This is a genomic window from Bacillus sp. 103mf (genome assembly GCF_900116295.1).
Lineage (GTDB): Bacteria > Bacillota > Bacilli > Bacillales > Bacillaceae_G > Bacillus_A > Bacillus_A bruguierae.
Window position 1 is genome coordinate 541,327 of record NZ_FPAF01000001.1, and the last position, 12,701, is coordinate 554,027.

At 36.3% G+C, this 12,701-nt stretch carries 9 protein-coding genes; 1 reads left to right on the forward strand and 8 read right to left on the reverse strand.

Features of this window, described 5'->3' with window-relative positions:
• Positions 1 to 24: 24 nt before the first annotated feature.
• The 6 genes from ctaG to cyoE all read right to left on the reverse strand — a co-directional run bounded on the left by ctaG (position 25) and on the right by cyoE (position 5,955).
• Positions 25 to 963 carry a cytochrome c oxidase assembly factor CtaG gene (gene ctaG / locus BM350_RS02620; RefSeq protein ID WP_090914483.1) on the reverse strand — a complete coding sequence of 313 codons (939 nt, stop codon included), beginning with the start codon at positions 961 to 963 and terminating at the stop codon, positions 25 to 27.
• A gap of 65 nt (positions 964 to 1,028) precedes the next feature.
• Positions 1,029 to 1,367: a cytochrome c oxidase subunit IVB gene (ctaF, locus tag BM350_RS02625; protein WP_090914341.1), complete on the reverse strand. Its 339-nt coding sequence runs from the start codon at positions 1,365 to 1,367 to the stop codon at positions 1,029 to 1,031.
• Positions 1,368 to 1,370: 3 nt separating this feature from the next.
• Positions 1,371 to 1,994, reverse strand: coding sequence for a cytochrome (ubi)quinol oxidase subunit III (locus BM350_RS02630; RefSeq protein WP_090914340.1), 624 nt, complete (start codon positions 1,992 to 1,994; stop codon positions 1,371 to 1,373).
• Complete coding sequence (gene ctaD / locus BM350_RS02635; protein ID WP_090914338.1) at positions 1,994 to 3,856, reverse strand: cytochrome c oxidase subunit I; 1,863 nt, start codon at positions 3,854 to 3,856, stop codon at positions 1,994 to 1,996. The genes BM350_RS02630 and ctaD overlap by 1 nt, the downstream gene beginning before the upstream one ends.
• 33 nt (positions 3,857 to 3,889) lie before the next feature.
• Positions 3,890 to 4,939 (reverse strand): cytochrome c oxidase subunit II, encoded by a 1,050-nt coding sequence (coxB, locus tag BM350_RS02640; RefSeq protein WP_090914336.1) that lies wholly within the window; start codon positions 4,937 to 4,939, stop codon positions 3,890 to 3,892.
• Between the two features lie 92 nt (positions 4,940 to 5,031).
• Positions 5,032 to 5,955 carry a heme o synthase gene (gene cyoE / locus BM350_RS02645; protein ID WP_090914334.1) on the reverse strand — a complete coding sequence of 308 codons (924 nt, stop codon included), beginning with the start codon at positions 5,953 to 5,955 and terminating at the stop codon, positions 5,032 to 5,034.
• A 629-nt stretch (positions 5,956 to 6,584) separates the two neighbouring features.
• Between cyoE and BM350_RS02650 the strand changes: the two genes are divergently transcribed.
• A complete protein-coding gene (locus BM350_RS02650; RefSeq protein ID WP_090914332.1) occupies positions 6,585 to 7,532 on the forward strand; it encodes a COX15/CtaA family protein in 948 nt (315 codons plus the stop codon).
• Between the two features lie 98 nt (positions 7,533 to 7,630).
• Here the strand turns inward: BM350_RS02650 and pyc are convergent, their stop codons facing one another.
• Together pyc and BM350_RS02660 are read right to left on the reverse strand one after the other, a co-directional pair.
• Positions 7,631 to 11,077 (reverse strand): pyruvate carboxylase, encoded by a 3,447-nt coding sequence (gene pyc / locus BM350_RS02655; protein WP_090914330.1) that lies wholly within the window; start codon positions 11,075 to 11,077, stop codon positions 7,631 to 7,633.
• 338 nt (positions 11,078 to 11,415) lie between these two features.
• Positions 11,416 to 12,609 (reverse strand): FtsW/RodA/SpoVE family cell cycle protein, encoded by a 1,194-nt coding sequence (locus BM350_RS02660; protein ID WP_090914328.1) that lies wholly within the window; start codon positions 12,607 to 12,609, stop codon positions 11,416 to 11,418.
• Positions 12,610 to 12,701 lie beyond the last annotated feature (92 nt).

Consider the following 12,701-nt stretch of genomic DNA (forward strand, 5'->3'; position numbering starts at 1 on the left):
CTTCCTACTGAGAGAAGTTTCACTTTATCTTGGTGAGAGCTTGCTATCAGTGACAGATGATTGGGATTGCAAATACGGGGGTAATGCATGTATCTGTTCCGCATCCTTTTTCCGTTCTTTACGCACCCACGAGAAGAAAACATACCCAATGACTGTGCCATATACAATTTCTTGTATAATCTTCATTACAATACCTCCTGTTTTCTGATCCTCTAAAACAGGAATCCAATGTAAGAAATCCGGACCTGTAATATTTAAATTAGATAATGTTCCAGCTGGTACACAAAGCTCCATCGCCTTCATCCATGAATTTGGATCTGTATATGTCACAAACAACGGCTCATTCGCAAAAATAATAAGTGCACAAGCCGGTGTTAATAGCATCCCATTAGCAAACATATAACCAATCTTTTTAATATCACTTAATGTTTGATATTGTGCTAACGGATTAAATATCGGCCACCATAGCATAATTGCCATAAAAAACAAGATAGCAAGAACAATTGGATGTCCAATTTGGCTTTGCTTTACCGTATCAAACACAAATGGTAAATGATACATCGAAAATAACCCGTTAAAAACAAATAACGCGATAATAGGATTTGCCCATATGCGTAACATTATACGAATAAATCGAAATGATGTTATATACTCAAAAAAACAGATTGGTAGCCCCAGTAGTAATAATGGCGGTACAGCAATGTACATGATTGCCATTTCTAACATATGCGCACTAAACACAATATGTCCAAGTAAATCGATAGGACCCCCTTTAACTAAATATAAAAGGAACATCCCACTTGTAAAATAAAAGATTTTTCGTTTACTTACTTCTTCCCCATTCGGAAAGCGATGTCTATACTTTCCAATAATTAAAAAATAACCAATCACAATAGCTAATATAAAAAGAAAAAAGATTGGGCTCCACAGTGCTTCAAAACCAAATATCCATAAGTTGTTCACTTTTCTTTCACCCACCCTTTCATAAGTAAAAGGGGATTGATGAAACATTCAATCCCCTTTCTATTTTAAACCCAAACAATTGTCGTAAAAGTTAAAATCGTTACTAATCCAACTAGCAAACCAGCATACAAGAAAAATGCTGGAGCCTCATGCCCTTTATGGCTCATATGCATAAAATAATACAATTGAAAAATAACTTGTATGGCAGCTAACAATAAAATAAATGGTACCGAAAAAAGCGGACTAAATGTTTTCGGATATGCGACTGCTACAAATGCAATCATTGTTAAAAAAATCATTAATCCGAACGTAATGACTTGATGTTTCATTTCTTCCGCACTTTTTTTTCTGCGATAAGCAAGATCCACTTTAGGATTGTTTATATTTGTTTGTTTTATCGCCATTGTTTATCCCACCATTCCCATTAAGTATACTACAGTGAAAATAAACACCCAAACTACGTCAATAAAATGCCAGTAAATTGATGCGACGTAAAACTTCGGAGCATTATATAAATTTAAACCACGCTTCGCATTACGGAGCACTAGAGTTAAAATCCAAAGTAATCCAAATAAAACGTGTAACCCATGCGTACCAACTAACGCATAAAATGCAGAACCAAATGCACTACTTTTCATCGTATGCTTAAATTCATGAGTATAATGATTAAACTCATAAATCTCAAAGCCTAAAAAGCCAATCCCAAGCAATATCGTAATAATAAGCCAAAACTGCATTTGTTTAAAATTAAAATTCTTCATATGATACATTGCATATACACTCGTTAAACTACTTGTTAAAAGAAGCATTGTCATAATAAACACAAGCGGCATTTGAAACATTTCTTGTGACGTCGGCCCACCGTTTGTTGAATTTTTCAATGCCAAGTATGTTCCAAACAAGGAAGCAAACAGTACAGTTTCCCCTCCTAAAAATAACCAAAATCCAATGAATTTATTCTTTCCTTCGAGGGTTGCTTTTTCAGGCTCTGCTGGAAAGGTTTCATTTGTTAATTTTTCCTCTACATGCATTACGCCTTACCCCCTTTATCATCTAAATCTTCTTTATGAATGTGGTATCCATGATCATCAATTACAGATCGGAAGAACATTGCTCCAAACGTAATAATAAGACCAACGATCGCTATCACTAACCACATTTTCTCTTTCCCACCATGCATATACATCGCTCCAAATGCTGCGATAAATAGGCCTAAAGAGATAACAAACGGTAAGAAAGATGAGTTTGGCATATGAATATCACCAATCGGCTCTGCTGGCGTCATCTCATTTTTCCCTTCACGTTTTTCAATCCATAGTGGATCTAATCCACGCACAAACGGTAATTGCTTGAAGTTATATTCAGGTGTCGGCGCAGGAATTGCCCATTCTAAAGTACGACCATCCCACGGATCGCTACCAGCTTGTTTTTTTGAAAAAGATGTTTTTACAACATTAACCAAAAGCACAATTGTTCCAAGTGCCATAAATACTGCGCCTATTGAACTAATTAAATTACCAGTTTCTAATCCTTGTCCTGGCAAATACGTAAAATATCGGCGCGGCATACCGATTAAACCAAGGAAGTGCTGAATAAAGAACGTTAAATGGAAACCAATAAAGAACAACCAAAACGTAATTTTACCAAGTGTCTCATCTAAGATTTTATTAAACATAAGCGGCCAATAATAATGAGCCCCCGCAAATAATCCAAATACAACTCCACCAACAATTACGTAATGGAAGTGAGCTACAACGAAGTAATTGTCATGAAATTGATAATCAGCAGGAGCAGATGCAAGCATAACCCCTGTCACACCACCCATAACAAATGATGGAATGAAACCAACGGCCCACATCATTGGCGTTGTAAAACGAATACTACCGCCCCACATCGTAAAGAGCCAGTTAAAAATTTTAATACCTGTCGGAACAGCAATTGCCATTGTAGCTACAGAAAAAATGGCATTTGCTACTGGTCCAAGACCCACTGTGAACATATGATGTGCCCACACCATGAATCCTAAAAATCCAATTAATACCGTTGCAAATACCATAGATGAATATCCGAATAATCGTTTTTTAGAGAATGTCGCAAATATTTCTGAGAATATTCCGAAAACTGGGAGTATAAGAATGTACACTTCTGGATGACCGAAAATCCAAAATAAATGCTCCCATATAATCGTATTTCCTCCTAAAGCAGGGTTAAAAAAGCTTGTTCCAAATAAACGGTCTAACATTAATAAAGCTAAACCTACTGTAAGCGGCGGAAATGCAAATAAAATAAGTGCAGATGTTACAAACGTCGTCCATGTAAACATCGGCATACGCATATATGTCATTCCAGGTGCACGCATATTAATAATGGTAACGAGGAAGTTAATTCCACCTATTAATGTTCCAATACCTGAAATTTGCAATCCGAGAACATAAAAATCGATGCCGTGTCCTTTCGATGCGAGTGATAACGATGCATATGATGTCCATCCTGCATCAGGTGCCCCTCCCAAAAACCAACTTAAATTTAAAAATACGCCTCCAAAGAAAAATAGCCAAAATCCAAGCGAGTTTAAAAATGGAAACGCAACGTCTCGTGCACCAATTTGAAGTGGTACAGCTGCATTCATCATGGCAAACACAAGCGGCATTGCTGCTAAGAAAATCATTGTTGTTCCGTGCATTGTTAATACTTGGTTGTATGCATCCCCAACCAGAAAATCATTGTTTGGAAACGCTAGCTGATATCGAATAAATAACGCTTCTATTCCACCGATGATAAAAAACAACCCACCTGCAATTAAATAGAGAATGGCTATTTTTTTATGGTCTACTGTCGTTAAATAATCCCAAATTACAGAGCCCACTCCCTGTTTTTTTGCTACAGAACTCACGTTTTCAACCTCCCCTTCGCAAATAGTTTCTCGTTACTTTTCAACTTTTAATGTTTTCAAGTAAGCATTTAATGCCTCTACTTGATCTTCAGTAAGATTACCGTATTTTCCAGTCATTTTGTTTCCTGGTTTCATGCTTTCAGGGTCTTTTAACCATTTTTCTACATTCTCATCATTATTTTTAGCAATTCCCGCAACCATGTCACGGTCTGCAAAGTTTGCTAAGTTTGGTGCAATACGTGCAGAAGGTGGTCTGCTATCATTTGATCCAGTAGCATGACAACCGATACAGCTCTTTTCAAAGATTTGTTTACCTTCTTGTTCTTTCGAAGAAGCAACAGCCTTTTTACCATCTAATTCTTTCATACTAGCAATCCACTTTTTGTACTCGCTTTCATTAACAGCTTTCACTTTAAACTGCATTAAAGAATGCGACGGTCCGCAAAATTCTGTACAAAATCCATTATATGTGTCGGCCTTATCTGCTTTAATCCACATCTTGTTCACATTATCTGTATTTGTATCCATTTTTCCAGCTAAAGAGGGAACCCAAAATGAGTGTTTAATATCGGCACCCTTTAAATTTAAATACACTTTTTTACCTGTAGGGATGACTAAATCTTGCGAAGTTACTATTTTTTCATTTTTATAAGAAAATTCCCACCAATAAAGATTCGCTGTTACATCAACAACGATTGTATCTTTATCAATATTCTTTTTCTCCATTGCACTAACGTCAGCAAGTTTAAACGTATATGTAACAGTAGGGACAGCCAACACCAATAAAAGTAAAATCGGAATGACTGTCCATATAATTTCTAGCTTGTGATTTCCTTCAACTTGCTTCGGAATATAGTTTTCCTGTCCCTTCCTTTGACGGAAACGTACAATTACATACAAGAAAATAATCGTAACAACAAGAACAACACCAATCATGATTGCACTGGCTAATAACAATAAATCATATTGCATTTTTGCTACTTCACCTTGTGGAATCAAAGTAGATTGAAAGGCTTTACCGCATCCCCCTAACAGTAAAGCCACTAGTGAAACGAGCGAAAGCAATCGCCACTGTTTCTTCATGCAAACAACCCCCACTTTCTTTGTTAATTAGATTGTACTTTATAGTAAGTAAAGTAAACCTCAACGTAAAGAAATCCCCTCATGTCGTTGTCTTAGAAGAAAGTTACAACAATCATTAAAATAAATAAGATTGTTAAATAATTTAAGGAGTATACAAACATTTGCACGGACCATTTGATGTCGTCTTTCTTGCGGAAGCCATAAAACCCTAACACGATCCAACCGATGTTAAGCAATGTTGCAATTACCATAAATGTTACTCCAAGTGCACTCATATAAAATGGCAGTGGTAATAAGCATACTGTCCAAATCATAATTTGACGTTTTGTAATATCAAATCCATGCGCTACAGGAAGCATTGGAATGCCTGCATTGCGATATTCTTCAACACGTTTCATCGCAAGTGCGAGGAAATGTGGAATTTGCCAAATAAACATAATTAAGAATAGCATCCAAGCAATAGGGTGATTCAAACTTGGATCAATAGCTGCCCAACCGATTAAAGGCGGAACTGCACCTGATACACTCCCTACTACTGTATTTAACGTATATTTTCGCTTTGTCCATAATGAATACAGAACAACATACGTAAAGAAACCAATAAAACCAATAAATGCTGCCATCGGTGTTGTAAATAGCAAAAATACAAAGCCTAAAAGCGTAATTGTAATACCTAATGTTAATGCGAATCCAGGTTTATATTTTCCTGTTACTGTTGGACGATTTTTTGTTCGTTCCATTAAATGATCAATATCTCGGTCAATATAATTATTTAAGCTACATGCTCCCGCCATAATTAATGCAGAGCCGATGATTGTAAAAAACATTTTATCTAGATGGTCCAAAACATTCAATCCATTGAAATGTAGAGCTAACCAAAATCCTGTAAATACAGTAAGTGTATTTGAATTTACAATCCCCATCTTAACGAGCGCTAATAAATCTTGTACACGTGTTGTTTCCGGTACATTTGCTATAGCTGACTCATCATGCAGTTCACTTGTTGCATGGTTCATCATTTTAACCCCCTCTTAAAACTTCCATCTTTCTTTTGCCCATTTACTTAAAATAAAATATCGCTTTTATATAGCAATATTATTACAGTAGAAATGTTGTTTTTTGGTTTTGTTATTAATATACACTTCTCGCTCGAATATATTAAAACATATTTCATGAAAAAATTGTGAAGAAAACATGAACTTTTTGTGTCTATGACTTAAAAAGTTTTCCTATTACTTCATCAATTATAGAACGTAATTATCTTTTATAATAAACCATTTTGTCAAATTCCGCATGCATTTCCGTATATTTCTTTATAAAACTCACTATTTTTTGTTAAAAATCAGCAATTTATTTTCCTTATCTTCTTCCGCTCTCTCCCCTTTGCTATTTTATCAGATTTTATATATCATAGGACTGTAGTGCATTTCTGTTTCTATAACCTTTATACGGCTATTTACAAGTAGTAAAACCTCCACCTCAAGATTCTGAAGACGTAGAGAATATAGGTTAGGTAACTGCTAGTATGCGCCGAAGTCGTTTAACTAACCCTTAGTGAGGATTAAAAACAACACCGAGGGAAGTTCTACTTTATTTTAATAAAATATTGCACAATAACTTTGAAATTGAAAGCTGGTGAAAAGGATTGCAACGCTTTATAAAATGGTTAGCAGTCATTACAAGTCTTGATTTATTATTTGTTCTACTTGGCGGAGCGTTAGTTACTAAAACTGGCTCTGGACAAGGTTGTGGTAAATCTTGGCCGCTGTGTAATGGAGAACTTGTTCCTTCGAATTTATCAATGGAAACAATTATCGAACTGAGTCATCGTCTTACTTCAGGTTCTGCTGGAATTCTCGTTACACTACTATGTATCTTATCTTGGAAATACTATGGACAAGTTCGTGAAACAAAAGCACTTGCCATCTTATCTTTCGCGTTTTTAATAGCGCAAGCACTCATGGGCGCTGCTGCGGTTGTATGGGGACAAGTTCCGGCTGTATTAGCAATTCATTTCGGTATTTCCCTTATTTCGTTTGCTGCTGTTATTTTATTAACACTTCTTATCTTTGAAATTGATAAGAAATTTGATGCTCATTCACTTGTTATTGATAAGAAGATGAAATTTCACATTTACGGTGTAACAATTTACAGTTACCTTGTTGTCTATACAGGAGCGTTAGTGCGTCATGAGCATGCGAGTTTAGCATGTCCGAGTTTCCCTTTATGCAGTAAAAACAGCCCTCTTCCAATGCAGTTTCATGAATGGGTACAGATGGGACACCGAATTGCTGCTCTATTAATTTTCGCTTGGATTTTATATGCAATGCTTATAGCTATCAGGCACTATAAGCAACAACCTGTTATATGTTATGGATGGATTACAGCTTTCATTCTTGTCACATGTCAAGCAATCGCTGGTATTTTAGTTGTATATACAGAAGCAAGTTTAACAATGTCACTTCTGCATTCACTCTTTATATCATGCTTATTTGCCGTATTATGCTATTTAGTTATGCTAGGAACACGCAGTAAAACAAACATGAAAAAAACAGAAATAAATCATACTACTAAGCAAACGAAACTATCATAATAACTTGTCTCTTCTGACAAGTTATTATTTTTTAAAAACAAAAGAGCTGCACAAAAGCAGCTCTTTTTTATTTTCAAAATTCGAGTGATAACCTTGTTTTATTGCTCTAACTCAATCAGCAAATCACCTGTTTGAATTGCCTCGCCGTCTTTCACATACACTTTTTTCACCGTTCCAGTAAATGGAGCTTGTACAGTTGTTTCCATTTTCATCGCTTCTGTAATTGCCATGGAATCACCTTTTTTCACTTGCTCTCCTTCTTTTACCACTACTTTAATTACAGTACCCGGCATTGTTGCATTAATATGATTTGGATTTTCACGATTCCCTTTCACTCGTTGCGAAACTGTTGCTTTCACACTTTCATCTTTTACAACAATTTCACGAGGCTGTCCATTAAATTCAAAGTAGATAACACGTGTACCATCTAATTGTGGTTCTCCAATCGAAATTAATTTCACAATTAACGTTTTACCACGTTCGATTTCCACACCAATTTCCTCACCAAGTCTCATTCCATAGAAGAATGTCGGTGTGTCAAGAACAGAAATATTTCCATATTGTCCTGCAACTTTTTGATAATCCATAAATACTTTCGGATATAATGCATACGCTACAATATCAAAAATCGTTACTTCACGACCAAGCTTATGGAATAACTCTTTTTTTAATGCTTCAAAATCGATCGGTTCTAGCAATTCACCTGGTCTTACTGTTAAAGGCTCTTTTCCTTTTAGAATAATCTCTTGTAGCTTTTTAGGAAAACCACCATACGGTTGTCCAAGATCACCAGAGAACATTTCGACAACTGATCCTGGGAAATCTAATGCATGACCACGTTCATAAATATCTTTCTCTGTTAAATGATTTTGTACCATAAATAGAGCCATATCACCGACTACTTTTGATGATGGGGTTACTTTCACGATATCGCCGAACATATCATTAACGCGACGATACATCACTTTTACTTCATCAAATCGATCTCCTAACCCGACAGCTTTTGCTTGTTGCTGTAGATTACTGTATTGGCCGCCTGGCATTTCATGCATGTACACTTCTGTATGCGGTGCATTCATTCCACTTTCAAAAGAAGAATAATATTTACGAACATCTTCCCAATAATGTGAGAGCTTCTCTAAAGAATTCACATCCACATTCGGCTGTCTTTCATTTCCTTCTAATGCATAGAACAATGTATTAGCGCTCGGCTGAGATGTTAAACCTGCCATAGAGCTTACCGCAACGTCTACAATATCAACTCCAGCCTCAATTGCTTTTGCATATGTTAATACACCGTTTCCACTCGTATCATGCGTGTGAAGATGCACCGGAATCGATACCGTCTCTTTTAATGCGGATACTAAATCGTACGCTGCGTTTGGTTTTAATAAGCCTGCCATATCTTTAATCCCTAAAATATGAGCACCAGATGCTTCTAACTCTTTTGCTAAGTTTTTGTAGTAATTTAAATCATATTTACTGCGCATTGGATCATGAATATCACCTGTGTAACACATTGTTGCCTCTGCAATTTTACCGCTTTGACGCACAGCATCAATTGCAACGCGCATACCTTCTATCCAGTTTAAACTATCAAAAATACGGAATACATCAATGCCAGCCTGCGCAGAACACTCTACAAACTGTTGAATTAAGTTATCTGGATAGTTTTTATATCCTACTGCATTCGATGCACGAAGAAGCATTTGGAATAATACATTTGGCATACTCTCACGTAATTGTAATAAGCGTTCCCATGGATCTTCTTTTAAGAAACGATACGCGACATCGAATGTTGCTCCGCCCCACATTTCTGCCGAAAATAAATTCGGTAACATTCTTGCTGTTGGTTCAGCAATTTGTTTCAACTCTTTTGTACGAATACGCGTTGCTAATAACGACTGATGTGCATCACGGAATGTAGTATCGGTTAATAAAACTTGTTTTTGTTCCTGAACCCATTTTACTAATCCATCAGCTCCGCGCTTATCTAAAATTTGCTTCGTACCAGCTTTGATTGGTTCAGAATATTTTATATTCGGAATGCGTGCTTCTGCAAAAATCGGTTTTTCTTGTTTTCCTACTCCTGGGAATCCATTTACCGTTACCGTACTAATGTATGATAGCATTTTTGTACCACGGTCTTTTCGTTTTGGAAATACGAATAATTCCGGCGAGGAATCGATAAAAGATGTATCATATTCTCCTGATAAAAAGTTTTGGTGCTTTACAACATTTTCTAAAAATGGAATATTTGTTTTAATGCCGCGAATACGGAATTCTTTTAAGTTACGTTCCATTTTAGCTGCTGCTTGTTCAAATGTTAATGCCCAAGTTGTTACTTTTACAAGTAATGAGTCATAATATGGTGTAATAACTGCACCTTGGAAGCTATTTCCTGTATCTAAACGCACCCCAAAGCCACCACCAGAACGATACGTCATAATTTTTCCGGTATCTGGCATGAAATTATTTAGCGGATCTTCTGTTGTCACACGAGATTGAATTGCAAATCCATGCGTAATGATATCTTCTTGTTTTGGAATACTTACTTTTTCACTATGTAAAGCATATCCATCAGCAATTAAAATTTGTGATTGAACGATATCAATGCCTGTAATCATTTCTGTAATTGTGTGTTCCACTTGGACACGCGGATTCACTTCAATAAAATAGAATTCATTTCCTTTTACAAGAAACTCAACTGTCCCTGCATTTACATAATTAACATTTTTCGTTAATTGAACTGCAGCCTCACAAATACGATTGCGCAGTTCAGCTGGAAGAGACACACTTGGTGCTACTTCTACAACTTTTTGATGCCTGCGCTGTACAGAACAATCACGCTCATATAGATGAACAGTATTTCCATGTTCATCTGCTAATATTTGTACTTCTATATGTTTTGGATTTTCAACAAATTTTTCTACATAAACTTCATCGTTCCCAAATGCAGCTTTCGCCTCGGATTTCGCACGATCATACGCTTCCTTTAGTTCTTCTGCACTGCGTACAATCCGCATCCCGCGGCCGCCACCACCAAGAGCTGCTTTAATGATAATTGGGTAATCATACTTTTTTGCAAAATTGGCTACTTCGTCAATCTCTTGTACAGGGCCATCACTACCAGGAATAACCGGGATATTTGCCAATTGAGCTTGCGTTCTTGCCTTTACTTTATCCCCAAACATGTCTAAATGCTTACTCTTTGGACCAATAAAAATAATCCCCTCGTCTTCGCAACGTTTTGCGAATTGGATATTTTCTGACAAGAATCCGTATCCTGGATGAATTGCATCAACATGATTACTTTTGGCAATTTCAATAATACCTTCAATATCGAGATATGCCTCAATTGGTTTTTTTCCTTCTCCTACCAAATACGCTTCATCTGCTTTATAGCGATGATATGAACCGCTATCTTCTTTCGAGTAAATCGCAACTGTGCGTAGTCCTAATTCTGTACAAGCACGAAACACACGAATCGCAATTTCTCCGCGGTTAGCTACTAATACTTTTTGAATACGTTGCAGCTTTTTCATGATTTTCCCCCTCTATTTTCCTACCATTCATAACACCATAAATTTGTCCCGCTTTAGTGGGAGTAAGTATTTCACTTCCAGCAGTATTTTTTCACTGCGTGCAAGCTTCACCTTATTTTTATTCATCATACCTTATTTTTTGACAAATGATAAGCATTCTGTCCAATTCATCTCACAAAATTAGTATAGCATAAAACGAAGGAAGCAACCATCCTTTTTGTAGAACACATTTGATAAAAGTGACATACTTTTTGTTACAAGATCATAAAATAATCATCCTTTTTTTTTCTGAAGCTATGCAAATAAAAGAAGCTTCGTACACGTGTACAAAGCTTCTTTTATTTTACAACAACAAGATGTCTCTCTTGTTTAGGTTGTTGTTGTTCCTGCTCTTTCTGTTCTCTTTTTTCTTGCTGTTTCACAAAACTAGCTACATTTAATAAAATTCCCATAGCTGCTAAGGTTACCACTAAAGAAGTACCGCCATAACTAACAAATGGTAAAGGCACACCAGTAAGTGGCATAACCCCTGTAATTCCGCCTAAGTTTACAATAGATTGCACTCCAATCATACTGCCAATTCCAATTGCAAGTAAACTCCCAAAAGGATCTTTACATTTTTGCGCAATTCGAAAAGCACGAACGACAATGACTAGTAAACCTATTAAGATAATTGCCACTCCAACAAACCCTAGTTCCTCAGATATAATTGCCATAATGAAGTCTGTATGTGGTTCTGGTAAATACCCATACTTTTGAATACTATTTCCTAGTCCTCTACCACCTACACCACCAGAAGCAATTCCAACAAACGAATTGATCAATTGAAATCCCTTCCCTTGCGCATCTCCAAACGGATTCCAAAACGTAGTGAACCGCGCAATTTGAACAGGTGTTAAAATATTTTTTCCTATAAAATATCCGAGCGGAATCCATATAATAGATGTAAGAGCAATTCGTTTTAGCCAAACTTGAAGGGGTACCCCTGAACAGAACGTCATAATCCCAATCGTTGACACAATTAATAATGTTGTTCCTAAATCAGGCTGTTTTAAAATTAAACAAATTGTAGTGAATAAAAAAATAAACACTCGGCCGGCACCATGCCAAATCGGTCCATCTGTCGCGTGCTTTTTTGCATAAAAACGCGCTAATACAATGATAATCCCTAATTTAACAAACTCCGACGGCTGTACACCAAACACCCAGGATTTCGCATTATTCACAACAGTTCCCCATTTTAAAACAATTAGCAGCATTCCAATGCTAACAACAACGATTAAAACAGTAATAATACGCTTTCGCCATACTTGAAAGGGAACAAACATAGCAATAAACAATCCAATCGTTCCAACGAACAACGCTTTTAACTGTGATAGAAAAAAGTGATCACTCGTCCATCCGTATTTCGGATAATATTTTGTAATTGCAACAATAGAACTGGCACTATATACCATAATAACGCCGAGCACACATACGATAACAAGAGGAAGCACTAAAGAATAATCTATGGACTTCCAGACTCTTTTCATTCAAAATCCTCTTTCTCTCTTCTTTTTTACAGTTGTATTCCATATGTATTTGCTTTCTTCCTGCTTTTCAGGAAAAATCGTTTTTTTCATAA

Coding starts and splice junctions, on each gene's coding strand:
- ctaF (WP_090914341.1), bottom strand. CDS start 1,367: ATGGCGATAAAACAAACAAATATAAACAATCCTAAAGTGGATCTTGCT.
- BM350_RS02630 (WP_090914340.1), bottom strand. CDS start 1,994: ATGCATGTAGAGGAAAAATTAACAAATGAAACCTTTCCAGCAGAGCCT.
- coxB (WP_090914336.1), bottom strand. CDS start 4,939: ATGAAGAAACAGTGGCGATTGCTTTCGCTCGTTTCACTAGTGGCTTTA.
- cyoE (WP_090914334.1), bottom strand. CDS start 5,955: ATGAACCATGCAACAAGTGAACTGCATGATGAGTCAGCTATAGCAAAT.
- pyc (WP_090914330.1), bottom strand. CDS start 11,077: ATGAAAAAGCTGCAACGTATTCAAAAAGTATTAGTAGCTAACCGCGGA.
- BM350_RS02660 (WP_090914328.1), bottom strand. CDS start 12,609: ATGAAAAGAGTCTGGAAGTCCATAGATTATTCTTTAGTGCTTCCTCTT.